The sequence below is a fragment of the Tenacibaculum sp. 190130A14a genome (genome assembly GCF_964048965.1).
In the GTDB taxonomy this organism is placed as follows: Bacteria; Bacteroidota; Bacteroidia; order Flavobacteriales; family Flavobacteriaceae; genus Polaribacter; species Polaribacter polynesiense.
The window spans coordinates 2,039,532-2,064,866 of the sequence record NZ_OZ040189.1 but is presented as its reverse complement, the minus strand read 5'-3'; the positions used below and the strand labels follow the sequence as shown (position 1 = coordinate 2,064,866).

Here is a 25,335-nt window from a genome sequence, read left to right as displayed (position 1 = left end):
GATTAATGTAATTTTAAACTCTCTTGAAAAATTTACCAATTAATTTGAAGAAAAATAAATGAAACCAATCCATTTACTTTACCTATTATTATTAATTATATCTTGTAAAAAAAATCCTCAACAGCTTACTAAAATTACGGCAAAAACCATTGCTATCGATAGTACAATTAACTCTTCTCATAAAATTGATAGTCTAATACAACCTTATAAAAAGAAACTAACTTCTGATATGCAACAGGTATTGTCTTATGCTTCAAAAGACTTTTTAAAAGAACAGCACTCTGGACAAAGTGCTGTAGGAAATCTTCTGGCAGATCTTTGGTTTGATTCGGCTAGTTTTATTTTTAAAGAAAAAACAGATACATCTATAGATTTTGCCTTGTTTAATTATGGAGGTATAAGAGCAACCATTCCGAAAGGAAAAGTAACGGTTGAGCGTGCATTTAAGTTAATGCCTTTTGAAAATGAATTAGTAGTAGTTACCCTTACAGGGAATAAAGTTATAGAACTGGTTAATTTTTTTATCAATGACAAAAGAGCACATCCTATATCTAAAAATATAGAATTGATTGTTAATAATAGCGAGTACTTCTTAAAAATTAATGGGAAGGATTTTGATAAAAATAAATCTTATACAGTTCTTACATCTGATTATTTACAAGGAGGTGGAGACAATATGGTGTTTTTTAAGAACCCTGAAAGTTTAGTAAAACTAGATTATAAAGCTAGAACGGCAATCATTGATTATTTTGAAAAGACCGATACTTTGAAAGCAGGAATAGATAACCGTGTAATTATTAAGTAATGAAAAGAAGAAAATTTATAAAACAGATTGGAGGAGCCTCAGTTTTAGCTGCGACGGGATTAACCTTACCTTCATTTATTGGAAATAATCAACGTCACATTACCATTTTACACACCAATGATACACATAGCCATATAGAACCTTTTAATAAAAATCATAATAGATATGCCAATCAGGGAGGAGTTTCAAGACGAGCTAGTCTTATTGAAGAAATAAGAAATGAAAACCCGAACACCTTATTATTAGATGCTGGTGATATTTTTCAAGGTACTCCCTATTTTAATTTCTTTGGTGGAGCACTTGAATTTAAATTGATGAGCATGCTAAAATATGATGTAGCTACCATTGGAAATCATGATTTTGACAATTCTATTGATGGTTTATACAAGCAACTTCCTAATGCAAAGTTTGATTTTGTCTCCGCTAATTACGATTTTAAAAATACCGTTTTAGATACACATGTCAAGCCTTATAAAATTATTATTAAAGATGGTGTAAAAATTGGAATATTTGGATTAGGTGTTGAACTGGAAGGATTGGTAAGTAAAAAAATGTATAAAGAAACTCGATATCTTGATCCAATTGAAATTACCCAAGACATCACTACAGAATTAAAAAATGAACAACAATGTGATTTGATTATATGCTTATCACATTTAGGTTATTATTATAAAAACAATCCAGATAAAATTTCTGATTTAAACTTAGCTAAGGCTACCAAACATATTGATTTAATTATTGGAGGACACACACATACTTTTTTACCTAAACCAACTATTGTCAAAAATATAGATGGAAAAAATATGCTAGTTAATCAAGTCGGAGCTTATGGCGTAAATCTTGGAAGAATTGATTTTTATTTTGATGAGTTTAATAATAAATCCTCATCAGGAACCACAATTTTAGTGTAAAAATTTGTTTACTGTGTAATGGACAAATTTAAGTTTAAACTAGAATTGGGATAAAAAAAGAAGCACAGGCTACTATGAACCTGCACTAGGATTAATTCGCTCAGCCCCCCAGGACTAAAACTAATTGCAGGTAAATTACATAAAATATTGGTAATGAGCAAACAAAACATTCTGCAAAAATTGCAAAAAACATTTTCAAACAAATGATTATCAAAGACTTAAGTTATTTTACAACAAGTTAAATTTCCCAAATATTCTTAGCTAAATAACTACCTCCAAATCTTAATGACTCAAAATCAAAACATTACACAATCGTGTTCTGTAATGTTTTATAGTATAATACTACACTTCATAAACTGCTAATACTATTCTATGCCTAATCTAGGGGGCTACCTTTTGATTTCCAAAATTCTTAAAAAGTTTATTTCTCTATTTTTTGCATACGTGCGTATTAAGAATAAAGTAAACAAGACAGTTGTAGTTAAAAACATAATCATAGTACCTATCCATTTTAATTGTGTTACTAATGATGATATAAATACTTGAATTGTAGATATATTTAGATGACTTTGTAATAAATTTAGTAACAAGAAGTTTTCTAAGGAATGAAAAATAACTACTGGAATAACTATCCAATAACTAATTTGTATGTTTTTTGGAAACAGTTTTTTAAGAAGCATTACTAATAATAAGAAATAAAGTACTCCATGTATAAAAGGATAGATTGTATATACTCCTGAAAAAACTTTAGAATACATATACATTCCTTCATTTCCCAACATTTTAAACTGTTTTAAGACGTCAAAATAGTCATAAGAGAATTTCTCTTCTAAAAAAACTACCTTGCCCCCTAAAAGCTTGTATATTTCATTCTTTATTTTAAAAACATGAAATGTAAATAGTGAATCTATAATAAACAGAAATATTATTGTTTTCCATGTTGCTATTTCTTTTAAACCTTTCATTATTAGTATATTTTGTTTTCTAAATTTAAATTTGATCTATTTGAGTTTTAAAATTAACGCTATAATTAGATCAAGCTTCAGATTGTTCTTTATCAAACCGTTGCATAATGGTTAATTCTCTTTAAAATCGATATCTGAACCCAATAGTGGGCATGTTTTCAATGAGTCCAGGGGAAAACCTGAATCCTTTGTTATGCTTACTTTGAGGAAAAATGTAATTCATGCCAATACCTATAGCTGCACCCCCAAGCACATCCCATTCATCATGTTTTTTAGACTTTATACGAGAGTATCCAACATAGCTTGCTAATAAATACGCAGGGATTCCTAACTTCCAACCATATCTTTTTTGAATGGATGCTGCACTAACAAATGCAATAGATGTATGTCTGGATGGAAAACTATTCTGACTTTCACCATTCGGACGTTCTTTAGCTATTATAAGTTTTAATCCATACGTTAATCCAATAGTTCCAAGTAATGATTTTGAGAACTCTAGCGTTTCGTTTGAATTTTCATTCCATATAAGTGCAGATCCTAAAGACAAAGCTGGCATTGCTCCAACTAAAATATCTCCCATAATTTTATGATTTCTTTGAGTAGAACTTAAAGTCGAAACCTGCGCGAAACTACTTGTTATGGTATGTAGTAATAATGATATTAGAAACATCATTTTATTATATCTTCTCATACATAAGTTTTATTCTCGATTTTTTAAAGAGTTCAATCGCTCTTTTTAATCAATTATTGAGTAAAACTAATTACTAGAAGATATGTATCAAATTTATATAGGTTCGTTAAGCGTATTGTAAACCCATTTCTCTTAAAAACGCAGATAAATAAGGAGGTGAAAAGCGTTATTCTTCCTTTTATAAAGGATTGTAAAAAAGTATTAAATACGTTTTTAGTACTCTTATGTTATACAATGAAAATTTAATTTAACTTTTGTAAAGTACAATCTATTGATTTATCATATTCTTTTTAAACTCAGTTGGAGTCATTCCATAGTGCTTTTTAAAAGCAGTATTAAATGAGGATTTCGACTTAAAACCTACTTCAGTAGCTATTCCTAGTATTGTATAATTATTAAATGTATCGTCCTTAAGATATTTTACAAACTCTTCCAATCTCTTTTTATTTATAAAATCTTGAAATCCAGTTTTCATATGTACATTCAATACTTCCGAAAGGTGTTGCCTAGGAATATTCATCCTTTTTGCTACCTGATTTACGGTTAAACTTGGGTCTTTAAACAGCTTTTCTTCTTCCATTAACCTCAAGAAATCAATTTTATAGGCTTCAATATTAGCTTTTTTTAAGCTCGAAGTTTTGTACTCTTTTAGTTCTCCTTTAGGAAGAATTTCTTTAGGAGTAACTACTAATTTAAACAATATAACATATAACAATAATGCAGATATACCTATAACTCCATAACTTTCTAAAAAGGGAATGGCATCATGTTCTCCAGTAAAAAAGTAAGAAAAAGAGTCTATAACATATGCAATACTATATGGCACAATAAAAATCAACATCCATTGATCTTTTTTCTTTTTAAGAATATCTTGTATGATAGATCCAAGAAAGTACATCATGATAACCCCAATAATACCTTCAGCTATTAAAAACGGGAAAGTTTCATTTACATTAGGAAGGTTCTCCATGGCCTGCAACAGCACAAAAACCATATAGGGTAAAAAGTATAAGAAGTCTTTCCTTTTAAAATTTGTTTCATCTGTGTTATGATACTTTATCAACAAAAAGAACAGTGTAACCACTAATGGTGAGTGAAAGACATACCAATTAGCGTCAGTTTGAAACAAGTTGAAATCATCATCTCCAACAATATGCAATAACAATGACAGAATAGTTACAAATAGCAGCCAAAAATTAAGACGTTTATACATGTCTTTTTTAATAAAAAGCACAGTTAATAAAAATAGTCCTTGTATCAATGCTACAATCTGTATGGTTTTTAACATGAAATAACGTTAAATAATTAAAATGAAAAATATAAAATTAATTTTAATCTTTAGATACTAATAAGTCTATCAACTGCCGATAATAAAGTTTCATCTGTTTTAGCAAAACAAAATCGTAGCATTTTTTTATCTGTAGCATCTCTATAAAATACAGAAATGGGAATAGCTGCTACTCCATGCTTTATGGTTAATTCTTTTGCAAATTCGATATCACTTTTCTCACTAATATCTTTGTAATTGACTACTTGAAAATAAGTACCTTCTGAAGGTAATACTTCAAAACGACTTTCTTTTAGTGCCTTTTGGAACAAATTCCTTTTTTGATTATACATAGTAGCAACCTCATTAAAATCTACTACATCTAAATACTGAGAAATAATATGCTGTGCGGTACTATTTACGCTAAAAACAAGAAACTGATGCACTTTTTTAATTTCTTTCATCAAAATTTCTGGAGCTACTAAATAACCAACTTTCCACCCAGTTACATGTAATGATTTCCCAAAAGAACTTGCTATAACGGTTTTATGAATAAGCTTAGGACGCGTATTTATTGAAATATGAGCATGTTTAAAAGAAATGTATTCATAAACTTCATCACTAAGTAATATTACTTGTGGATATTTATCTAAAATAACTTCCAATGCTTCCATGTCCTGCTCACTCCAAATTTTACCTGTTGGATTATGAGGGTTATTAATGATTAATAACTTAGTTTTTGATGTAATTGTTTCTTCTATTCGATTAAAATTTGGAGAATAATCATCATTCAGTGCTATTCTTACTGGTGTGCCTCCCGCAACCAATACTGAAGGCTCATAGCTATCATAGCTGGGATCTAATATCAATACTTCATCTCCATTGCCTATCAAAGCATTTATGGCTGTATAAATTCCTTGTGTTGCACCTGATGTAACCAATAATTCTGTATTTGTATCTAGTTTTCTCTTATAATGTTTTTCTGTTAATACGGCTATCTTTTCCAATAAGCTCGGTAATCCAATCATTGGAGTATATTGATGAATATTTTCAACTAACAATCGTTCAGAAATTTGTAATAACCGTTTATCTACAGAAAAGTTAGGAAATCCTTGAGATAGGTTAATTGCATTATGCTCATTCGCTAACTGAGACATTACTGAAAATATACTTGTCGTAGTATTGGGTAATTTTGACATTAGAAACAATAGATTTATACGAAAATATAGAATGTTTTAATAATAATTGCTAATTCCCTTTTATCCTTTTCCACAATCTTTGCATTAAAAATTTAGCATCACGATCAGTTTTAGGAACTTCACTTACATGAATCTCTCCATTTTTATATTCTAAGAGATAGGAAAACACAAAAAATGAGCTACCGCCTTTCCTCGGTATCAAACCAAACCGTAAATCATTAAAATACCACTTGTCCTCTTTTTCTTCAATAATGTACCATCCTTGACTAATACCTATTAATCGCTGTACTTTAGGAAAAACCTCTAATTCTGACGTTACTCCCCGTTTCTTCGGAAATTTTTCAAAACTAATAGGCTGTGTATCAAAAAAGGAATATTCTCCCATTAGATAATACTCTGGAGTATCAATATTTGCATTCCATAATATAATATTTAGTGCAGAAGGACGCGAACTTATTTCAGTATACGCTACCCCTTGTTTTTCTAGTGCTTTTTCAAATTTCAGGTTAACAACGGACTTGATAAGGAGCGTAATAATTAAATAAGTTGAAGAAACAAATAATCCAACAAAATTGAGACGTCTTCTTGTTTTAGAATTCCTTTTAAAAAATAAGACAGATAATAGACAAATTAAGAAAGGTAACGTATACATTGGATCTATGACAAAAATGGAATTGAAAGCAATTCTTGTTTGAATAGGCCATAAAAACTGCGTACCCCAAGAAGTAAACATATCTAACAAAGGGTGTGTAACCAGACTCCAAAAAAACAATGTACTCCATGCCTTCCACTCAATATCTAATCTCCGCTCTAATTTATGTACCAACCAACCCAATAATGGAGCCATAAACAAACAAAACACTAAAGAGTGACTTATACCTCTATGCCATTCTATAGCTGTAACCGTATCTGTTAGTTTACCAAAAATAACATCTAAATCAGGAATTGTTCCAGCAATAGCACCATACAGCATAGCTTTATTTCCTGCTCTTTTCCCCAAAACAGCTTCACCAACTGAGGCTCCTAAAACAATTTGTGTTAATGAGTCCAATAATTTTTTTTACAACAAATGTACTTTATTTTAACTCATTATTTCTTTGAAGCAATCATTTCCTCTCCTCCTTCATTAATTGTAAAGCTTATAATCTTTTCAGTTTCATTTTTATTAAAAGTCAAAGTAGCATTTCTATTACCAATACTAAACTTATTCGATACTATTGGAGATAACTTCATGGCTGTTCTTCCTGGAAACTCAATAAATAAACTATCTTCTTTTCTTGTAATATTTATAGAATGTCCTGAAGATAATTGATAAATGCCTAAATAACTCTCCATTATGATATTTGATATTTTAATTGGACTCTTTGTCTGTTGCTTTACATTTATGCCCAATTTTCCTAATGATTCTATGGAACTTGAAATTGTTGGATCAATTTCTAGTGCTTTTTGATATGCTTTTATTGCATTCTCTGTATCCCTCATTGCTGTATAACCATCTCCCAAAGAGTCCCAAATATTGGCATTCTTAGGAAACATTTGGGTGTTCATTTCAAATAAGGGCACCACCCAATCGCGATACTGCTCTCCAGCTAACAACGTATACCCTATCTTGTTCAAAACATTAACATTGTTAAAACGAGTACCAAATTCATCTCTTATGAGAGTCAACAGTTCTTTAATTTGTTTAGGACTATTACTTTTTATAAATTTCATTACCAATGTATATGGACTATTTTGTATTGGTTTTGGTGTATAGCTCTTATTAAAAAGCATTTCTTTTAGTTTCCAAAGTATTTCTACCTCTCGGCTATATGCATTAGTAGAAAATATAATCACAACGTCTTCCTTGGGTAACCACATAAACTCATGAAAGAAAATACCATTGGATCCATTGTGCGTAATCATTTTTGTGTTCCTTTTTGATTTAAAAATCGCCCAGCCATAAGCATAGTGACTTTCATCACTTCCCTCCTGTTCTTGTATATAAGGAGTTATTAAAAGTTTTGTATGTTTAACATCAAGAATTTTATTTGATTTTAAGGCTTTGTACCATTTAAACATATCTTCTTGCGTAGATTGAATACCTCCATTTCCCTTCAAAACCCAAGATACTTTTCCGTCTTCCTTAAAACGTGTAACCATGGACCTCCAATATGTAATTCCTTTATGATAACCTTGAGCTAAATTAGCAGATTTCCATGCAGGAATCAGATATCCGGTTTGCAGCATACCTGCTGGTTTAAACAGATATTCTTGTAAAAAATGCTCATAGGGCAATTCAGAAACAATTTCAATTATTCTAGCTAAAATACTATAACTAGCATTAGAATATTGGTGCTTGGTTCCTGGAGTATACCTCAGTTCAGTATCAAACAGCTGTTTAAAAAATTCAGAGGTTGGTATATGATCAAAATCACCGTTTCCTATTACATCTAAAAATCCAGCCGAATGCGTTAATAATTGGTGTATCGTAATATTCTCTTTGTCTTTTGGTAATTCCTTAAAAAATAATTGCAAAGAATCATTTAATTTCAGTTTACCAAGCGCTACTAATTTTAGAATCGCTGTTGCTGTAAACTGCTTCGTTACAGAGCCTGTTGAAAAAATCGTTTGAGGGCTATTCAAAAGATCTAATTCCTTATTAGCTAACCCATACCCCTTGTTTAAAATTATGTTTCCTTCTTGAGCTACTAAAACTGCTCCAGAAAATCCATTCTCCGTTCCTTTGGTTAAATATTTATCTATTTTTTTATACAATTCTTTTCTATCTACCAAAGATTGTGAGTTACAAACACATGAAAAGAAAAGTAAGTTTAAGATTAAAACAATACGTATCATAAAAAGGAAGTTTTAGTTTTTGTTGTCCTTATTTGTTCCTTTAAATCTTTTTAAAAATACTTTGACCAAATTCTTAAAAAGATATACACCACGTTGTACAATATTCTTTTCAAATTCAGCCATTCCTTTTTTCAAAATAGCTAAATCTCTTTGAATAGATTTCTTTTCAAAATCACTTACTGCTCCTTTCATAAATGTTACATCTTTTTTTATAGAGTTTCTTTCAAACTCACTTGTTTTACTCTTTAATTCAATCACCAATTCAGACATTAGAATATTTATTTCTTTTGAATCGGCAGAAGTATTCCAAATATTTTTAATGTCTTCCCAAACTTCTTGTTGTTCTCTTTGCTCCATCTTATTTTATTTTAGAAGTTATACAATTCAGTAGCTGTTTTCGTATCCGTTTCATTTTAACTGCTATATGATTCTCTGATAGTTCGGTTACCTTTGCAATTTCTTTATAAGGCAAACCTTCTAAAGAAAGTATTATGATCGATTTATCTACTGGTTTTAATAATGATATACAACTTTGTAAGGCTTTGTACTTTTCATCCTGATCTGGGTTAGTTGTATTTTGTTTTGTTACAAATTGAATTGAATCTAGCCTAACGGTTTTATCGTTTCTTCTCTTAAGCCTTTCTCTTGAACGCATACAAACATTCAATGCAACCTTATAAATCCAAGTATTTATACTAGATTTTCCTTTAAAGTTGGTAAATGATTTCCATATTTGATAAACTACTTCTTGAAATAAATCTTCTGGCTCTATAGGGTTTACTGCATAGATTTTACAGATTCTATAAATCTTTCCTTTATTTATTTCAATAAGCTCTTCAAAAGTTTGATTTGGTTGATTTTGCATATTGTAATTGCTTCTTTCTACTACTTTAGTGACAGCAAGTTTTAAAATATGACAATTAAAGTAAACTAAATTTTAGTTTTTTAAGATATTGAAGTAAATTTTGATAAAACTTAAGGACAGAAAATAAGAGTATTTACTGTTTTCTTATGAAAAAACTTTCTTTCTATAAGTTGATGGAGTTATCTCTTCAAACTTCTTAAAAGCGCTATTAAATGAAGATAAACTACTAAATCCTACATCAAAAGCAATAGATGCTATAGTAAAGTTCTTATTATTTTCATCTTTAAGAAGTTCTTTGGCTTCCTGTATTCTTTTATAATTAATAAAATCATTAAAATTTTGCTTAGCATATTGATTAATCACTTCGGAAGTTTTCTGTGTACTTTTTCCTATAAGTTTACTTAAACTAGCTAATGATAAGGTAGTTTCTAAGTAAAGTTTATCCTTGTGAATCAAACTAACTATTTTATCAAACAAAATTCTATCATCATTAGGCTTAAATATATTACCATTTAAATCAGTAACCTTCAATTTGAATGCTTTATAACTTAAATAATATACTACCAAAGAATACATGATAGGACCAATGATATATGGAACTGAATCTTCTATTATATTTAAAAAATAAGAAATCCAAATTAGTATAAATCCTACCAATAACATTTGAAGCCAACTACGTATCGATTTATGAGCTTTTGTAAGCGTCTTATTCCCATTCAATTTTTGGTTATCCCTTAATGTTTTGTATGATAGAAATATATAAAAAGCAAAATGCAAATAGATAAAGATTAAAATACTACCAAAAATAAAAATCACTTGTTTTTTATTAGTATTGAAGCCTTCCTCTGGTGCAAAAAAACTGGCAATTACTACAAGTAGGAATGGCAATAATTCTAAAAAAAAGTAACTAGGAAGCTTAAAATTTATCTGAGTCATTCCAGCAACATACCATCGTAAAATAGGACCAATCAATAATAAAAAAGATAATCCCGTAAAAATAAAGATTGGTTCTAAATTATCACCGAAATTGAGCATTACAGATTTACCTATTCTGAAAGCCATAAAAATTAAAATAAAAGCTAATAAATAGTTCGTTATTAGCTTTTTCTTTTTGAAAAAAATAAGGTGTATAGCGAATGTGACTCCATGAATGAGTCCTGCACTGCTAATAATAACGAGAAGTATATTTAAAAAACTCATTTAACTAATTTCTCCAAATGTACTTATATTTTAATACTCTTACCTTCACATTTTTTAGCAAAATCTACTAAACTAAGTAAATTAATAAAATCACCTATATTTCCTCTCATTGCTGCAATAATTCCATGCTTTGCTAATAATACCCTATCTACAACCTTTCGTTCTTGCAAAAGAAACCTTTCAATTTGTTCTTTTGCTTTTGATTTATCATTCTTGTAATAAGAATTTAAAACCGTGACAGCATTTTCTTCTCCAGTTTTAACTCTTGGTTTTAAAGTATACCCTAGCTGTTCAATCATTTTCTCTGCCAAACTCCATGTAGACCAAGGATTTTGCCCTGTAATCAAATTCTTATCATGGCTCACTTTTTCTAAATACATTGCCCCTTCTTCAAACTTGGCTCCTTGAATAGTTAACTTATCTTGGAGTAAAAAGGGAAATATTTCCTTAGCATCTGAAATAAGAAGAAGCTCTTCTTTATTCGTAAAACTACTTACTTTTTTATTCTCTAATAATAAACGACCATTATCTAATTGAACATTTACCAAAGCTGACGGACCATGACAAACTGCCCCAATTACTTTATTTGATTGATAATATTCTTTCACAATAGTTTGTATTGTTTCATTGTTAGGAAAATCAAACATAGTCCCCTTCCCTCCTACAAAATAAATAGCTTTATAATTTTCTGAGACAATATCTTTTATAGGAATTGTATTATTGGCTTTTTGCTGTGCTACTTTATCGTTTAAAAAAGCAAAATCATATCTCCCCATATCTTCATCGTCAATTATAACTGGAGCTTTTCCTCCTTTAGGACTAGCAATATCCACTTCAAAGCCATTTGCTTCAAAAACATAGTAAGCACGTGCCAATTCAGTCAATTCATACCCCGTACTTTTCCCACTCTTTCCCATAATGTTAGTACTAGTAACTACTGTCAAAATTTTACCTCTATTAGGAATAATATTTTGTGATAGATATGGTAAATCTTTTACTTCTGTCTTTTCTAAATTTGCTTCTCTTGCTGGTAACGCATTTCGTAACCATAAAACAAAACAAATGGTAATTGTTAATAATAGCATTATAAAAACTCCTATCCATTTGAGAACTCGATACTTTTTAAACATTTTAATACATTATTTTAAATTGCTTGCAAGTACTTAACTAAAAGTCTTTTATACTGTTGAAATGATAATTTCGTCAGAGTGAATTATCTTCTAATTCATTTAAAAATTCGTTCATAAAACTTTTTATGGCACAAAAAAAGCGGGATCTCCCCGCTTTAGTATCTTATAATGGAAATAGATTAAACTCCTCCACAAAAAACTTGATTCATACAAATGTATCCCGGTGGCAATGGCTCACAAGTATGACAGATAATGTAAATCCATCCTCCATTTACGGTTTTTTGCTCAGTTTTATTTAATACTGTTCCTAAATTTGAAATGTCTTTTAGCATAATAAAAATTTTAAGTTGGTCAAATTTAATAGCTCATAAGGGAATTAAAGAATAAAATTCCGTAAGATAAGTAAGGTTTTACCTTATTTTTTTTAAAAGATTTTATTTTATTACTATAAATATAGTTTTATTACTACAAAAATAGTAATAAATAAAAAATAGTTATATTTGCCTTATGGATGAATTAACAAAAGCCGAAAAACAAATAATGCAATACGTCTGGAAATTAGATAAAGCATTTCTTAAAGATATTGTAGAGCAATTTCCTGAACCCAAACCTGCATATACAACTATATCAACCGTAGTACGTGTTTTAGTAAAAAAAGGTTTTTTAAATTTTAACACCTATGGCAAGGTGCGTGAATATTACCCTTCAATTTCAAAAGAATCTTATTTCAAAAAGCATTTTAGTAATGTCATAGGGAGCTTCTTTAGTGGTTCTAAAAGTAAATTTGCATTATTCTTTACAGAAAATGAAGATTTTGATTTATCAGAATTGGAGGAGATAAAAGGTATTATTGAAGAAAAAATAGAAACATTAAAAGAAAATAATGACTAACATTTTTCTATATCTAGTTGAAAGTAGTTTTGTTTTTTCAATCTTGTATGGCATATATAAGATAGGTTACAGTAAAACTACTTTTTATAGTTTTAATCGATGGATTCTACTAATTATACCTATTGTCTCATTTATTGTACCATTAGCTAATACGTTTACCTCAAAAATATCTACTACTCCTTCTTTCATTAAGATTCCAGATTTTCAAGAATTCATACACAAAGGTGAAGAATTACTAACTCAAAGTGATGACATGGAAACAACAGTCTATTTTTCTTTTGAAGCTTTGTTTTCGGTAGTTTATTTTCTCGGTCTTGCTCTGTTACTAATAAAATTAGTACAATCTATTTTAGTCATTGTTAAACTAAAAAAAGAATCTCCATCATTTACTGAGGAAAAAGTTAGATTTATATTGACTGATAAAAAAGATACATTTTCCTTTTTCAATTGGATATTCATTTCAAAAGAACATCAAGCCATCGATAATACTTTAATTATTACGCATGAAAAAGCACATATACTTTTTAAACATACTATAGACATTCTTTTTATTGAACTATACATTCTCTTTTTTTGGTTTAACCCTTTTGTGTATAGTTATAGAAAATCATTAAAGGCCATACATGAATATCAAGCAGATGCATATGTATTGAATAAAGATGTCAAAAAATCGACTTATTTGTATGCCTTGTTAGAGAATATACAAATTGTCACTTCGAATAATTTATATAATTATTTTAATCAACCTGTAATCAAAAAGCGAATAGATATGATCACTAAAAATCCAACAAACAAGATGTACAAGCTCAGTTATTCTATACTAGGCGTTTCTACTTTATTATTATGTTTTGCCTTTACAAAGGCTAATAAGGCAGCATTAAATCCAAAGCTGCATTATACTACCACACATTTTACAACACCTCCTTTTCTATTTCCTGTGCAGAACAAGAGTCGAAAAGACATTTCAAGTATTTACGGTCAAAAAGGAAGGTATTCTAAGAAAACTGGTAAGAAGTTACATCAAGGAATTGACATCAAAGCTCCTATAGGCACTCCTGTAGTTGCTACTGCAGATGGAGTTATTATGAAGGCTTCTAATCAAAAGGCTTGGGGTAACTTAATTGTCATTAACCATGCTGATGGCTACCAAACTTGGTATGCTCACTTGGATGGTTTTAACGCAAAGGAAAATCAAACTGTTAAAAGAGGACAAATTATTGGTTATGTAGGAAACACTGGCTTTTCTACCGGTCCACACTTACATTATGAAGTACGTTTAAACGATAAACATTTAGATCCTTTGGATGTTATTGAAGAGTAACATAATATTTAATTTATAAAACAAACCATCTCTTTAGAGGTGGTTTTTCTTTTTAAAAATCTACTCTAAAAACAAAATTAGGAGTAAAACCTTGCGACACATTATCGATGGTGTTGATAGAAGGGAAAAAAGTATTGTTAGATGTGTTGAAGTTAAACAATACTGAATGATCTCTATTAAGCACATTCTCCTGATCAAAAATATTTAATAAAGAGATTCCTATTTTACCTTTCCACTTTTGATTCTTACTAAAATAGAAACTATAAGTAGATGAAAAATCAATACGTTCATAGCTTTCTAGTCTTTTACTATTTTTTGCATCAAAATTAATCGATAGGTTTTGATTAATTCCTAAGGCTTCTGTGAAAGGAATTCCTGTTTTATAATTCCATCCTAAAGAAAAGTCAAAGTTTCCTAATTTGAGGTTATGCGTCCAATTAATATTATGTGTAGAATCAAAATTTCCTGGAAATGGTCTTCCATTATCTATATTTTCAAAAACAAATTCATTGCTTTGATACCCATAACTTAGCCAAGAACTATAGTGTCTCCAGCTTTTTTTAATTAATAAATCAATTCCGCTAATATCACTTCTTCCATTAGAGAATTCTTCTTGTACATTATTAAACCCACTTACAAAAGAAGTTAACCCTGTAATTGTTTTATTATAGTAGTCAAAATCAATGGTCCATCTATTCTCTCTGTAGGTAAACCCTAAAGAGAATTGACTACTTTTCAGAATAGGAAAATTTTCATTAGACAATAACCAAACTTGATTTTCTAATCCAAAATCAGAGGTTGTAAATTCTAATAATTGACTTATATTCTGTTGTTTATGCTCAAATGATGATTTTAAATACAGTTCATCCGACAACATGGCTTCCCAATATAATCTTGGTGAATAAAAAACTTTATTCGCTCTAGAAAAATGGGTAATTCTATTTCCAAAGTTGAATGAGAAAATATCGTTTCTAAATAAATATTCTAAATAAAAAGCATGGTTATTATCATGACCAACCTGATTAATCAAATAATCTAATTGGGGTAATGTAGAATAAGTTCTTCCCAACTCATATCCAACTTCATTATTTACATAGTTATATCCTAAATGAAGGCTACTCTTTTTATTAAGCTGAAAACCAATACTTGTATTAAAACCAACACTTTTAATCGAGTTCTTTTTAACGGAAGATTCTGTATAAGGTCTTCCTACTTTTACTTCTCCGTTGTAGTTATAATCTAAATCATAATTAGAATAAAAAAGATTTGTTTTTTGCTCTATTTTATCCGACCAATTTCTTACCCATTTTAAATTGACTCCATAATTCTGAATATTTAGAATATCTCTAGTCACGAAATTCCCTCGATCATAATTAAATAAATAATCAAGCTTATTTTTAGTTTCTAATTGATTAATGGATAAAAAATCTTTTTCAGAAGCTTTATAATTCAGTTTTATATTATGATCTAAAAAATAAAAAGTCTCATCATTTTCTACGAGACTCGAAGGATTTTCTTTGTTCGATTCTATAATAGTGTTTTGAAAAACCTTCTTCGTAATTTTGTCAATGGTTGGAGTGTTGATAAAATCAGTAAAGGATCTTCTTATAGATACGTTTGCTCCTAATTTCTTACTAATAGGAATTTTTAAATAAGCATCGGCATGTGTTAGATTTGTTCCAAATCCTCCCTCTAAGTTTTCTGGTATATCGCTGTCTGTTTCTATATCAATGACCCCAGAAGTGTGATTTCCATACTGCGCTCTTGAAGCACCTTTATACACCTTTATACTCTTTGTTATGTATGGATTAAAGGCAGAAATCATTCCAAAGAAATGAGCAGAATTATATATTTTAATTCCATCAAAAAGTATCAAATTATGATCTGGAGTTCCTCCTCTAATATGTAAGCCTGAAACTGTTTCATTTGGACTTTGAATTCCTGGAATTAACTGAAGACTTTGTAATATATCGGGTTCAACTAGTCCTGGTAGAATTCCTAATTTCTGTGGTTGTATGACCAAAGCTCCGTCATTCTTTTTATTAACTCCACTTGTCAAATAATTTTCCACTAAAACTTCTGAAAGTAATGAGGTGCTTGTTCTAAGATTTACACGTAAACATTTATCAGCTTTAAAAGCTCTAACTACAGAAACATTTTTTGAGGCATACCCTACATAAGAAATATTAACATAATCACTAATCTGAACATCTTTTAATTCAAAAAAACCATTTTCATCTGTAATAGCTGCTTTATTTCTTTTGGTATTAAAAATTGTTGCACCAACCAAGGGTTCCATCGTAATAATGTCTTTAATATAACCGCAAACGTCTATTTTCTCAATGGCTGTAATGGTATAATATCTTTCAGTTACCTTATTAAAACTAATGAGTGCTTGTTTCTCTAACTTTTTAATAACATAAGTTATTGAATCTGATTCTCGCATGAGAATAGATACTTTTTTGGATGAAACAAGATCATCAGAAAAAGAAAATTTCACTTGGTGTTTTTTCTCTAACAACAAAAGCACCTCTTTTAAAGGCGCATTATTTAAGTTCTTTTGTTGCGAAAAAATTATTGAGTTACAAAAGAATAGAAAAAGTATTCCGAATAGTCTTTTATGCATTTACTACTTTACCAATGAAATTGTTTTTTCATTTGTAAATGTAATATCTATTTTCATAGGAACAAAAACTGTTTTTAAAGCAACTTGTAAATTATTGTGAGTAAAACTTCCTGTAAAACGTTGGGTCAGGTCAATTTCACCTGTGTTTTCTATTTTTATATTGTATTGGTTTTCAATAGATTTAACCACTTCACTTAAAGGAGTGCTTTCAAACGAACTCTCCCCTGTCATCCATGAATTTGATCTCGAAAAATCAAAGTTCCACTGTTCAGATTTTGATGAATTCATTAATCTATACCCCATTCCTTTGGTTAAAATAATATCATCTTTCGAGGTTGTTACATTAACTTTTCCTTCATAACAAGTAACTTCGAAATAACTAGCATTGTTCACTACGTTAAATTGTGTTCCTAAAACTTTAACTTCTCCTTGTTTTGTGTTCACTGTAAAAGTTTGTCCCTTCTCTACTTTGAAATACCCTTCTCCTTTTAATTGAACTTTTCTATCATTTTTCCAATTCTTTTTATTAAAAGAAACTGTAGACTTAGAGTTAAGCGTTAATTCAGAATTATCAGGCAATAACACAGCCATTTGCTCTCCAAATCCTGTACTATAATTAGTATCTCCAGTGTTTAAGAAATAGAAAACACCTAAAAGTACAGCTACTGAAGCAGCAACTGCGTACATTATTCTGTTTCGTAAATTTACAACCTTACTTTTAGCTTGATTATTAGTTGCTAACTTTCCTTTTACTTTATGTAATAATTTATCTTGATCAAAGTTTTGAACTGATAACTCTGAAGATTTCTCAATAATCTTTTTATAAAGATCATAATCCTCAGATTTTTTGAACTCCGATAATTCGTCTTGAGTTAAATCATTATTAACCCAACGAGCTAAGAAAGTATCATCGTAGTTATATTTCATCTTTATCCCTTTTTATGACTTAAACAGCCTATTCGTTATTTACCCTACCTAAATTTTACCTATTTTTTCTCTCAACGTTTTTAAAGCCTGTGACATTCGCTTTTCAACCGCTTTTGTAGAGATTCCCAAAAGTTCTGCTATCTCTTTATATTTCTTTTTATCAATTCTATTTAATAAAAATACCTCGCGTTGCTTTTCTGGTAAATCTTGTATGGCCTTTTCCAATTTAACTAAAAACTCTTTTTCTTCCAATATAAATTCAGGGGATTCATTAGTTATACTAGGCTTTGCATTTTTTTGGTGTTTTAACACTACTTTTTTGTGAGCAACATTATTTAAGAATAAATTATTAGCAACAGTAAAAAGAAAAGACTTTGCTTTTTCTTCAATTACTTTGCTACAATTATCCCACAATTTAACAAAAGATTCTTGTACAAAGTCTTCTGCCAAATCCATATTTCCACACTTGTAATACATAAAATTTCGTAAAGTTTCTGCGTTTTTTTTAAAGACATCTTCAAAAACTTTCGGATTACATACATTATCACCTTTTTCCATATGGAGCAAACATACCAAAAAAATAAAAAAGTAGGGTATTTTTTTATCTAGTTGTTTTTTAGCATATACGCCGCGGTAAAAAATATTTAACGTTTAACACAAGAGAACCCTTATGAAAAATTTAAAAAATATAATAGCAATAGCTCTGTTAGCTATCTCTATTACCGCGTTTAATGGTTGTAGTAAAGATCAAATAGTTGTACCTTCTTCATCAGCCACAGATAATTCAAATTCTGGTAACGGATCTTCTTCTGGAAATAATGGAGGAAATACTTCTACTGGCCAGGAAGTAGGGCAACAAGGTGAAATTACACTTTACAAAGTAAATGGTGATAACATTGAAAAAATTAAAGACTACAAAGTTTCAGGAAAAGATTTAGAATATCAAAATGATATTGCTAAGCACAATGAAATTTGGGATTTAGTAAAGAAAATAGTTCCTAAAAACCAAAGAGATAAAATGGGTGAGTTTTTAATTTACAACGGAAGTGTTACTGGTAGTGCTGGTTTTGTTGCTGAAATTAAAAAGGACTTATCTAGTTGGGTAATGGGAATTGCTATTAATTATGCTTATGAAGGTGGATTTAATGCAGGTGGTGAAGTAGCTTATACAATTATTCATGAATTTGGACACATATTAACCCTAGAAAAATCACAAGTTGACGCTTCTATTACTCAAGCTAATTGTAAAAATTATTTTCCAGGAGAGGGTTGCGCTAAAGAAAACTCATATATTAATGAACTGCAAAGTAAGTTCTGGAAAGATATTTGGTCGGAATATCAAACCGCTCAAAATGATCAAAATTCACAACAGCAGTTTTATCAAAAATATAAAGATAGATATGTTACACAGTATGCTTCAACAAATCCTGGTGAAGACATAGCTGAAGTATTTGCAACATTTGTCACAAGAAAAGATAAACCTAACGGTACTACTATTGCTGAGAAGAAAATTTTATTAATGTATGATAGATCGGAATTAATCGATTTCAGAAATCATATTAGAACTAATTTAAAGCTTAGAGGTAAAGGTAATAGTGCTGCTTTCGAATTACCAGAACCAGGGAAATGGAAAAAAGCCAATACTATTGGTAATCCTTTTAAAACTAAATGCAGAAGACATTAAAATATTTATAAGCATTACTAAGAAGAATATACCCCACTCTCAAACAACCTCTTATTATATTCCTTAGTAATGCTCTTTTAACTTTAAAAAATATACCTATATGTGGAAAAATAGTTATATCATTTTCTTTTTTACAGTAATATTTTTTAGCTGTTCTGCTCATAAGGATGCTAAAAGTAATACTCTCTTATACTATGGTAAAACAAGATGCTTAGGTAAATGTCCTGTATTTGATATGTATATTTATGAGGATGGAACCCTATTTTACGAAGGTTTTGAAAATGTCTCTGTCATTGGTAAGAAAGAACTTAAACTGAGTTCTAAAGATCTTTCCTTTTTAAAAGAAGAGTTAAACAAATTAAGTTTTACCGTACAAAACCAACAAAAAAGAGATCTTCCCAATATCATTTTAAAATATAACGGCAAAAAAATGATTACTCAAGATAGAAACAAATTAAAAACATTGCTTGACTTCCTAGAAAAAGTTACCCCATAATTTTAATTTTAAGTTTTACTAAAAGCTCTATTTGATAGAGCTTTTTTTGTGCAAACACAGTATTTTTACGCCCTAACTATTCTTATTTATGAAAATAGAAATACTCTATGAAGATGAATATTTCGTTTGTGTATCTAAACCGAACAATGTTTTAATACATCATGCTAATTATTCTAAAAATGTATCAAATGAGCTTTCTTTGGTAGAGCTTCTTTATAATCAATTGGATCAAAAATTATATCCTTTACATAGGTTAGATAGAAAAACATCTGGCATACTCATTTTAGTCAAGGATACTAAACATGTTTCTAAATTTCAAAAGTTATTCTATGATTATAAAATTAAGAAGATTTATTATGGACTTGTAAGGGGCTATACTCCGAATAACTTGCAAATTGACACTCCTGTTAAAGGACGAGACAGTAATGTATATAAAGAAGCTGAAACAATTTTAGAAACGATTGAAAGTTTTGAATTAAATATTCCTGTAAAACCATATAACACTTCAAGATACAGCTTGGTAAGACTTACTCCTAAAACCGGCAGACTTCATCAATTAAGAATACACATGAATAAAATAAGTCATCCATTAATAGGCGATCCTAAATATGGAGATAACAATCATAATATAATGTTTTCTGATAAACTTACGATCTCCAACCTATTTTTACATGCTTACTCTATAACCTTTCAACACCCTTTTACTCACAAAGAAATAACACTTAAAGCCCCATTTCCTAAACATTGGGTAAAAATATTTGATGAATTTAACTGGCATATGTTTTAGGTCTGCAGAACAAAACCAAAAAAGGGAAATCTAAAAATAGATTTCCCTTTTTTTATTGTATGATCATTCGAAAACTTATATCTCTTTGAAAATAGCGTGCATCATACGTTTCTTATCATTTATGCTTTCTTCTAATGAAATCATAGTTTCAGTTCTACTAACACCGTGAATTTCATCAATTGCATAAATAATCTCTTTAGCATGTGCAGTATTCTTCGCACGAACCTTACAGAAAATATTATATTTTCCAGCGGTTACATACGCTACTGTTACATTTGGTATTAAACGCAGATTATCCAATACATGTTGTGTCATTGAAGTTTTTTCTAAAAATACCCCAACATGCGCGATAAATGAATATCCCATCTTTTCATAATTAAGGGTTAATGTTGACCCTTGAATTATTCCTTCGTCCTCCATCTTCTTTACACGAACATGAATTGTTCCTGCAGATACCAATAATTTCTTCGCGATATCGGTAAATGGAGTACGTGCGTTTTCAATCAAAATGTCTAAAATTTGATGATCAATCTCATCTAATACAAACTTTTTCATTTTTTGTTTTCTTCAAGTAATATTGCTAATGTATAATTTTTTTGTAAGACAAAAAGAATTTTGTTGTTAAAAATTCAATATTTAGTCAAATTTATTAAATTCTTTATGACCGTGGAAATTTGATAAATTACCTTTTTTAACCTCTTTTAAATTCAGTGCAAAGGTACCATTTTCTACTTTTTCTTCATACATAAATGCTATTTCTTTTTCTTTATTTTCATTCCTATGAATTACATCATAGAAGTTCTTGATATTGTTTGGTATAGAAAAATATTCTTCATAATTCTCGAACTTATTTTCTATTGAAATATGAAATATCCCTTGTAAAAGAGCATAAAAGTTAAATTTTCGTACCTCTTCTCGATCATAATCTTCTTTATAATGGCCCGCCTCAATTAAAATAGTATTATGTCCTAATTTTTGAAAATTATCACCAGTAGCTGTAGGATAAAACTCATCCGTATATCTTCCTATATAGTTAGGAATAATTTCTTGCAACAAATTATTCATTGCTACAATTACATTCATAGTTTGAATTCTACCTGGAGTTAACTTTCTTGTTTCTTCTTCTGAGGGAGCTAAAAAAGAAATGGTTGCAGGATTAGCAGTTCCCTCTACACCAAAAATTGTTCTTTGATCATGTAAGTTAAAACAAAAGTGAGGATTAAAATCATCTAATACTTTGCGTAATATCTTACTCTCTTTTGCCTTTAAATCTACAGCATCTCTATTTAGGTCAATATTATTTGCATTCACACGAGTATAAAACTCTGCTCCATCAGGATTTAATAATGGAATAACCTGTATTGTACATTCTTCAATTATTGATTTTACCGTAGCTGAATCTTTAAAACGAATAATAAAATTTAACAAGTCAAATACTGCCTTTGTACCAGTACTTTCATTTCCATGCATTTGACTCCAAACAAGAATTCTTTTGGTTCCTTTACCCAAGTTTAACTTATAAATAGACCTTTCTTGTTCAGAACTACCTATTTCTTCAATATCAAAAGAGTCCTTAAATTTTTCTATCAAAGGGTGTACTTTATCTGCAGGAATCCACCTTCCAAAAAGACTACTCTCTTTAATTGATAGGTAGTTTTCTTCTAAAAACTTTAAAGACAATTTCATTCCTAAAGCGCAAACCAGTTTGTTACTATACTCTTTTCTACAGGTTCTTGAGAAATATGTACATAGTCGTTCTTTATCATATCATACTTATAGTCTTTAGACCATTCTTCGATATTAGCATGTAATTCTTTTAATGAAGTGCATATGTAACTTACTTCTTCAGAAGTTATTGTTGGATGAATAGATAGACGTACCCAACCAGGTTTTTCCGTATTACATCCCTCTAATATTTGACTTTCAATAGCTTTAGAAGTCTTTTTATCAACATTTAAAAGAAAATGTCCATACGTTCCAGCGCAAGAACAACCTCCTCTAGTTTGAATTCCAAAACGATCATTTAACAACTTAACCACCAGGTTAAAATGGTATTTTTCAAAATAAAAAGAAAAGATACTCAACCTATCTTTATGCTGAGGAGCTAGAATATGAACTCCTTCTAGACTTTCCAACGTATTAAACAATACAGGGTTAATCTCATCTTCCCTTTTTTTCATATTCAATGTACCCATTTGATCTTTCAATTGGATGCACAAGGCTATTTTAATGGTTTGCAAAAAAGCTGGAGTTCCTCCATCCTCTCTTGTTTCTACATCATCAAAATAATCATGATCTCCCCAAGGATTGGTATAACTAACAGTTCCGCCTCCTGGATTATCAGGAACCATATTTTTATATAACTTCTTATTGAAAATTAATACTCCTGATGTTGCTGGACCTCCTAAAAACTTATGTGGAGAAAAGAAAATTGCATCTAAATACTCATCCTCGTTATCTGGATGCATATTTATATCTACATAGGGTGCTGAACATGCAAAATCTACAAAACATAATCCTCCATATTTGTGAATTAATGCCGCTACTTTATGATACTCAGTTTTTATTCCAGTTACATTAGACCCTGCTATTATAGAAGCTATTTTAATAGGTCTATCTTTATATTTCTCAATAGTTTCTTCAAACTTATGTAAACAAACCAAACCTGCATCATTACAAGGTACCACCTCTACATCAGCAATCGTTTCTAACCAAGAAGTCTGATTAGAATGATGCTCCATATGAGAAACAAAAACAATAGGTTTTAACTCTTCTGGAATATTCGTATGATCCTTTAAACTTTCTGTTACTTTTAAACCTAAGATACGTTGAAACTTATTCACTACCCCGGTCATTCCAGACCCTTCTGTAATTAAAACATCATCTTTAGAGGCATTAACATGTCTTTTAATGATATTTCTAGCTTCATGATAAGCCAATGTCATAGAAGCTCCAGTTGTAGAAGTTTCTGTATGTGTATTGGCTACAAAAGGTCCAAACTCATTTATCAATTTTTCTTCTATTGGTCGATACAATCTACCGCTAGCCGTCCAATCTGCATATACAATTTTTTGTTGTCCATATGGAGATTGAAACGTTTGATCTATACCTATTATATGCTTTCTAAACTTCTGAAAATATTGTTCTAAATTCATTTGATAATAGTTGTTGGTAATACGAATTTCAGTAAAATTATTGAATTGAAAAATACTTTGTTAGATATTTAACAATCCTAGTAAATTTGTATGGTTATAAAAAATCCCGCAAAGTTGCGGGATTTTTTTTATTTAATTATTTCTTCTATTTCTTTTATAAATCTCTGTGCCAAGTCATCTGCTTTTTCTTGTGATGTAGCTTCAGTATAAATTCTAATAATAGGTTCTGTGTTAGATTTTCTTAAATGCACCCATTCATCAGCAAAATCAATCTTAACTCCATCTATTGTATTTACCTCTTCATCTTTATATTTTTCAGCCATCGTTGCTAAAATTTTATCGACATCAATTTTTGGCGTTAATTGAATTTTGTTCTTACTCATAAAATAACTTGGGTAACTATCACGTAGTTCTTTACATGATATTTTTTTATGAGCTAAATGAGATAAAAATAATGCTACTCCTACTAAAGAATCTCTACCATAATGTGAGTCTGGATAAATAATTCCTCCATTACCTTCTCCTCCAATAACAGTATTTGTTGCTTTCATCATTTTTACAACATTCACTTCCCCTACTGCACTTGCCGTATAACTTCCTCCATGTTTCTCAGTAACATCTCTCAAAGCTCTTGATGAAGATAAATTAGAAACGGTATTACCTCCACCTAATTTTCCTAAAACATAATCAGCACAAGCAACCAATGTATATTCTTCTCCAAACATAGATCCATCTTCAGAAATTAAAGCCAAACGATCCACATCTGGGTCAACTACAATTCCTAAATCCGCTTTCTTTTTTACAACTAGTTCAGAAATATCCGTTAAATGTTCTTTTAAAGGTTCTGGATTGTGCGGAAAGTGACCATTAGGCTCACAGTATAACTCAACACATTTTACACCTAATTCTTTTAAAAGCATTGGAATAGCAATACCTCCTGTTGAGTTTACACCATCTACTACTACTTTGAATTTAGCTTTTTTAATGGCTTTTTTATCTACTAAATCAAGTTTTAATACTTCTTTTATGTGCTTTTTAATATAGTTTTTCTTCTTTTTATAACTCCCTAAATCATCTACTTCTGCAAAAGTTAAACGATCGCTTTCAGCTAATTTTAAAACTTCTGCTCCATCCTCACCGTCAATAAACTCACCTTTTTCATTTAAAAGCTTTAAAGCATTCCATTGTTTTGGATTATGCGAAGCGGTTAAAATAATTCCTCCATCAGCTTTCTCAATTGGAACTGCAACCTCTACTGTTGGGGTTGTTGACAAACCTAAATCTACAACATCAATTCCTAAACCTATCAATGTATTAGAAACTAAACTACTAATCATTTTACCTGAAATTCGGGCATCCCTACCTATGATTATTTTTATTTTTTCTTTTTCTGAATTTTTACTTTTTATAAAAGTACCATAGGCTGCTGCAAATTTTACAGCGTCTATTGGTGTAAGATTATCTCCAATAGTACCTCCAATAGTTCCTCTAATTCCCGATATAGATTTTATTAATGTCATATTAATTCTTCAATTTTTACAAAGATAAAACTTCTTGCAAATAAGAATAACAAAAAC

Annotated in this window: 25 protein-coding genes; 7 read left to right on the top strand and 18 right to left on the bottom strand. The window is 29.8% G+C overall.

Annotation, left to right across the window (positions count from 1 at the left end; translation table 11 throughout):
• Nucleotides 1-58 precede the first annotated feature (58 nt).
• Both ABNT22_RS09880 and ABNT22_RS09875 read left to right on the top strand, forming a co-directional pair.
• The gene (locus tag ABNT22_RS09880; RefSeq protein WP_348717091.1) at nt 59-805 is read left to right on the top strand and encodes a 5'-nucleotidase; all 747 of its coding nucleotides are present in this window, start codon (nt 59-61) and stop codon (nt 803-805) included.
• Nucleotides 805-1,716 carry a metallophosphatase gene (locus ABNT22_RS09875; RefSeq protein WP_348717093.1) on the top strand — a complete coding sequence of 304 codons (912 nt, stop codon included), beginning with the start codon at nt 805-807 and terminating at the stop codon, nt 1,714-1,716. Before ABNT22_RS09880 ends, ABNT22_RS09875 begins: the two co-directional genes overlap by 1 nt.
• A 389-nt stretch (nt 1,717-2,105) precedes the next feature.
• Here the strand turns inward: ABNT22_RS09875 and ABNT22_RS09870 are convergent, their stop codons facing one another.
• The 11 genes from ABNT22_RS09870 to ABNT22_RS09820 form a co-directional block, all read right to left on the bottom strand.
• Nucleotides 2,106-2,681, bottom strand: a complete 576-nt coding sequence (locus ABNT22_RS09870) for a hypothetical protein (protein ID WP_348717095.1) — start codon at nt 2,679-2,681, stop codon at nt 2,106-2,108.
• A 121-nt stretch (nt 2,682-2,802) separates the two neighbouring features.
• On the bottom strand, nt 2,803-3,372 hold the full coding sequence (locus ABNT22_RS09865; protein ID WP_348717096.1) for a phosphatase PAP2 family protein: 570 nt from the start codon (nt 3,370-3,372) through the stop codon (nt 2,803-2,805).
• Nucleotides 3,373-3,640: 268 nt separating this feature from the next.
• A complete protein-coding gene (locus ABNT22_RS09860) occupies nt 3,641-4,660 on the bottom strand; it encodes an AraC family transcriptional regulator (protein ID WP_348717098.1) in 1,020 nt (339 codons plus the stop codon).
• 50 nt (nt 4,661-4,710) lie between these two features.
• Entirely contained in the window at nt 4,711-5,838 is a 1,128-nt protein-coding gene (locus ABNT22_RS09855; protein ID WP_348717099.1) for a methionine aminotransferase, read from the bottom strand.
• A 49-nt stretch (nt 5,839-5,887) separates the two neighbouring features.
• On the bottom strand, nt 5,888-6,889 hold the full coding sequence (locus tag ABNT22_RS09850; RefSeq protein ID WP_348717101.1) for a metal-dependent hydrolase: 1,002 nt from the start codon (nt 6,887-6,889) through the stop codon (nt 5,888-5,890).
• Nucleotides 6,890-6,927: 38 nt separating this feature from the next.
• Nucleotides 6,928-8,676 (bottom strand): serine hydrolase, encoded by a 1,749-nt coding sequence (locus ABNT22_RS09845; protein ID WP_348717103.1) that lies wholly within the window; start codon nt 8,674-8,676, stop codon nt 6,928-6,930.
• 12 nt (nt 8,677-8,688) lie between these two features.
• Nucleotides 8,689-9,033 carry a hypothetical protein gene (locus ABNT22_RS09840; RefSeq protein ID WP_348717105.1) on the bottom strand — a complete coding sequence of 115 codons (345 nt, stop codon included), beginning with the start codon at nt 9,031-9,033 and terminating at the stop codon, nt 8,689-8,691.
• A 1-nt stretch (nt 9,034) separates the two neighbouring features.
• Entirely contained in the window at nt 9,035-9,541 is a 507-nt protein-coding gene (locus ABNT22_RS09835) for a sigma-70 family RNA polymerase sigma factor (RefSeq protein ID WP_348717107.1), read from the bottom strand.
• 144 nt (nt 9,542-9,685) lie between these two features.
• On the bottom strand, nt 9,686-10,603 hold the full coding sequence (locus ABNT22_RS09830) for a helix-turn-helix domain-containing protein (protein WP_348717109.1): 918 nt from the start codon (nt 10,601-10,603) through the stop codon (nt 9,686-9,688).
• A gap of 161 nt (nt 10,604-10,764) precedes the next feature.
• Entirely contained in the window at nt 10,765-11,871 is a 1,107-nt protein-coding gene (locus ABNT22_RS09825; RefSeq protein WP_348717110.1) for a type 1 glutamine amidotransferase domain-containing protein, read from the bottom strand.
• Nucleotides 11,872-12,050: 179 nt separating this feature from the next.
• Nucleotides 12,051-12,203, bottom strand: coding sequence for a hypothetical protein (locus tag ABNT22_RS09820; protein ID WP_348717112.1), 153 nt, complete (start codon nt 12,201-12,203; stop codon nt 12,051-12,053).
• 175 nt (nt 12,204-12,378) lie between these two features.
• Here ABNT22_RS09820 and ABNT22_RS09815 point away from each other — a divergent pair, with 175 nt between their 5' ends.
• On the top strand, nt 12,379-12,762 hold the full coding sequence (locus ABNT22_RS09815) for a BlaI/MecI/CopY family transcriptional regulator (protein ID WP_348717113.1): 384 nt from the start codon (nt 12,379-12,381) through the stop codon (nt 12,760-12,762).
• Nucleotides 12,755-14,083: a peptidoglycan DD-metalloendopeptidase family protein gene (locus ABNT22_RS09810; RefSeq protein ID WP_348717115.1), complete on the top strand. Its 1,329-nt coding sequence runs from the start codon at nt 12,755-12,757 to the stop codon at nt 14,081-14,083. The genes ABNT22_RS09815 and ABNT22_RS09810 overlap by 8 nt, the downstream gene beginning before the upstream one ends.
• A 52-nt stretch (nt 14,084-14,135) precedes the next feature.
• Here the strand turns inward: ABNT22_RS09810 and ABNT22_RS09805 are convergent, their stop codons facing one another.
• Genes ABNT22_RS09805 through ABNT22_RS09795 form a run of 3 tightly spaced genes read right to left on the bottom strand, consistent with a single transcriptional unit; the run spans nt 14,136 to nt 18,194 of the window.
• Nucleotides 14,136-16,709 (bottom strand): TonB-dependent receptor domain-containing protein, encoded by a 2,574-nt coding sequence (locus tag ABNT22_RS09805; RefSeq protein WP_348717117.1) that lies wholly within the window; start codon nt 16,707-16,709, stop codon nt 14,136-14,138.
• A 3-nt stretch (nt 16,710-16,712) separates the two neighbouring features.
• Nucleotides 16,713-17,636: a FecR family protein gene (locus ABNT22_RS09800; protein WP_348717119.1), complete on the bottom strand. Its 924-nt coding sequence runs from the start codon at nt 17,634-17,636 to the stop codon at nt 16,713-16,715.
• A gap of 48 nt (nt 17,637-17,684) precedes the next feature.
• Nucleotides 17,685-18,194 carry an RNA polymerase sigma factor gene (locus ABNT22_RS09795; protein WP_348717120.1) on the bottom strand — a complete coding sequence of 170 codons (510 nt, stop codon included), beginning with the start codon at nt 18,192-18,194 and terminating at the stop codon, nt 17,685-17,687.
• Nucleotides 18,195-18,306: 112 nt separating this feature from the next.
• Between ABNT22_RS09795 and ABNT22_RS09790 the strand changes: the two genes are divergently transcribed.
• The 3 genes from ABNT22_RS09790 to ABNT22_RS09780 all read left to right on the top strand — a co-directional run bounded on the left by ABNT22_RS09790 (nt 18,307) and on the right by ABNT22_RS09780 (nt 20,603).
• Nucleotides 18,307-19,320 (top strand): putative zinc-binding metallopeptidase, encoded by a 1,014-nt coding sequence (locus ABNT22_RS09790; RefSeq protein ID WP_348717122.1) that lies wholly within the window; start codon nt 18,307-18,309, stop codon nt 19,318-19,320.
• A gap of 100 nt (nt 19,321-19,420) precedes the next feature.
• Nucleotides 19,421-19,816 (top strand): DUF6438 domain-containing protein, encoded by a 396-nt coding sequence (locus ABNT22_RS09785; RefSeq protein WP_348717124.1) that lies wholly within the window; start codon nt 19,421-19,423, stop codon nt 19,814-19,816.
• Between the two features lie 88 nt (nt 19,817-19,904).
• Entirely contained in the window at nt 19,905-20,603 is a 699-nt protein-coding gene (locus ABNT22_RS09780; protein WP_348717125.1) for an RluA family pseudouridine synthase, read from the top strand.
• A gap of 75 nt (nt 20,604-20,678) precedes the next feature.
• On the opposite strand, the gene ABNT22_RS09775 is transcribed toward ABNT22_RS09780, so the two are convergent.
• From ABNT22_RS09775 to glmM, 4 genes are all read right to left on the bottom strand, one after another.
• Nucleotides 20,679-21,158 (bottom strand): Lrp/AsnC family transcriptional regulator, encoded by a 480-nt coding sequence (locus tag ABNT22_RS09775; RefSeq protein WP_299104588.1) that lies wholly within the window; start codon nt 21,156-21,158, stop codon nt 20,679-20,681.
• Nucleotides 21,159-21,239: 81 nt separating this feature from the next.
• On the bottom strand, nt 21,240-22,289 hold the full coding sequence (locus ABNT22_RS09770; protein ID WP_348717127.1) for a M14 family zinc carboxypeptidase: 1,050 nt from the start codon (nt 22,287-22,289) through the stop codon (nt 21,240-21,242).
• Nucleotides 22,290-22,291: 2 nt separating this feature from the next.
• Entirely contained in the window at nt 22,292-23,758 is a 1,467-nt protein-coding gene (locus tag ABNT22_RS09765; protein ID WP_348717129.1) for an aminotransferase class V-fold PLP-dependent enzyme, read from the bottom strand.
• Nucleotides 23,759-23,886: 128 nt separating this feature from the next.
• On the bottom strand, nt 23,887-25,278 hold the full coding sequence (gene glmM / locus ABNT22_RS09760; RefSeq protein WP_348717131.1) for a phosphoglucosamine mutase: 1,392 nt from the start codon (nt 25,276-25,278) through the stop codon (nt 23,887-23,889).
• Between the last annotated feature and the right edge of the window lie 57 nt (nt 25,279-25,335).

Excerpts from the sequence above, each read along its gene's own strand:
- ABNT22_RS09880 (WP_348717091.1), top strand. The coding sequence starts at position 59 with ATGAAACCAATCCATTTACTTTACCTATTATTATTAATTATATCTTGT.
- ABNT22_RS09875 (WP_348717093.1), top strand. The coding sequence starts at position 805 with ATGAAAAGAAGAAAATTTATAAAACAGATTGGAGGAGCCTCAGTTTTA.
- ABNT22_RS09870 (WP_348717095.1), bottom strand. The coding sequence starts at position 2,681 with ATGAAAGGTTTAAAAGAAATAGCAACATGGAAAACAATAATATTTCTG.
- ABNT22_RS09865 (WP_348717096.1), bottom strand. The coding sequence starts at position 3,372 with ATGAGAAGATATAATAAAATGATGTTTCTAATATCATTATTACTACAT.
- ABNT22_RS09860 (WP_348717098.1), bottom strand. The coding sequence starts at position 4,660 with ATGTTAAAAACCATACAGATTGTAGCATTGATACAAGGACTATTTTTA.
- ABNT22_RS09855 (WP_348717099.1), bottom strand. The coding sequence starts at position 5,838 with ATGTCAAAATTACCCAATACTACGACAAGTATATTTTCAGTAATGTCT.
- ABNT22_RS09845 (WP_348717103.1), bottom strand. The coding sequence starts at position 8,676 with ATGATACGTATTGTTTTAATCTTAAACTTACTTTTCTTTTCATGTGTT.
- ABNT22_RS09840 (WP_348717105.1), bottom strand. The coding sequence starts at position 9,033 with ATGGAGCAAAGAGAACAACAAGAAGTTTGGGAAGACATTAAAAATATT.
- ABNT22_RS09835 (WP_348717107.1), bottom strand. The coding sequence starts at position 9,541 with ATGCAAAATCAACCAAATCAAACTTTTGAAGAGCTTATTGAAATAAAT.
- ABNT22_RS09830 (WP_348717109.1), bottom strand. The coding sequence starts at position 10,603 with ATGGCTTTCAGAATAGGTAAATCTGTAATGCTCAATTTCGGTGATAAT.
- ABNT22_RS09825 (WP_348717110.1), bottom strand. The coding sequence starts at position 11,871 with ATGTTTAAAAAGTATCGAGTTCTCAAATGGATAGGAGTTTTTATAATG.
- ABNT22_RS09820 (WP_348717112.1), bottom strand. The coding sequence starts at position 12,203 with ATGCTAAAAGACATTTCAAATTTAGGAACAGTATTAAATAAAACTGAG.
- ABNT22_RS09815 (WP_348717113.1), top strand. The coding sequence starts at position 12,379 with ATGGATGAATTAACAAAAGCCGAAAAACAAATAATGCAATACGTCTGG.
- ABNT22_RS09810 (WP_348717115.1), top strand. The coding sequence starts at position 12,755 with ATGACTAACATTTTTCTATATCTAGTTGAAAGTAGTTTTGTTTTTTCA.
- ABNT22_RS09805 (WP_348717117.1), bottom strand. The coding sequence starts at position 16,709 with ATGCATAAAAGACTATTCGGAATACTTTTTCTATTCTTTTGTAACTCA.
- ABNT22_RS09800 (WP_348717119.1), bottom strand. The coding sequence starts at position 17,636 with ATGAAATATAACTACGATGATACTTTCTTAGCTCGTTGGGTTAATAAT.
- ABNT22_RS09795 (WP_348717120.1), bottom strand. The coding sequence starts at position 18,194 with ATGGAAAAAGGTGATAATGTATGTAATCCGAAAGTTTTTGAAGATGTC.
- ABNT22_RS09790 (WP_348717122.1), top strand. The coding sequence starts at position 18,307 with ATGAAAAATTTAAAAAATATAATAGCAATAGCTCTGTTAGCTATCTCT.
- ABNT22_RS09785 (WP_348717124.1), top strand. The coding sequence starts at position 19,421 with ATGTGGAAAAATAGTTATATCATTTTCTTTTTTACAGTAATATTTTTT.
- ABNT22_RS09780 (WP_348717125.1), top strand. The coding sequence starts at position 19,905 with ATGAAAATAGAAATACTCTATGAAGATGAATATTTCGTTTGTGTATCT.
- ABNT22_RS09775 (WP_299104588.1), bottom strand. The coding sequence starts at position 21,158 with ATGAAAAAGTTTGTATTAGATGAGATTGATCATCAAATTTTAGACATT.
- ABNT22_RS09770 (WP_348717127.1), bottom strand. The coding sequence starts at position 22,289 with ATGAAATTGTCTTTAAAGTTTTTAGAAGAAAACTACCTATCAATTAAA.
- ABNT22_RS09765 (WP_348717129.1), bottom strand. The coding sequence starts at position 23,758 with ATGAATTTAGAACAATATTTTCAGAAGTTTAGAAAGCATATAATAGGT.
- glmM (WP_348717131.1), bottom strand. The coding sequence starts at position 25,278 with ATGACATTAATAAAATCTATATCGGGAATTAGAGGAACTATTGGAGGT.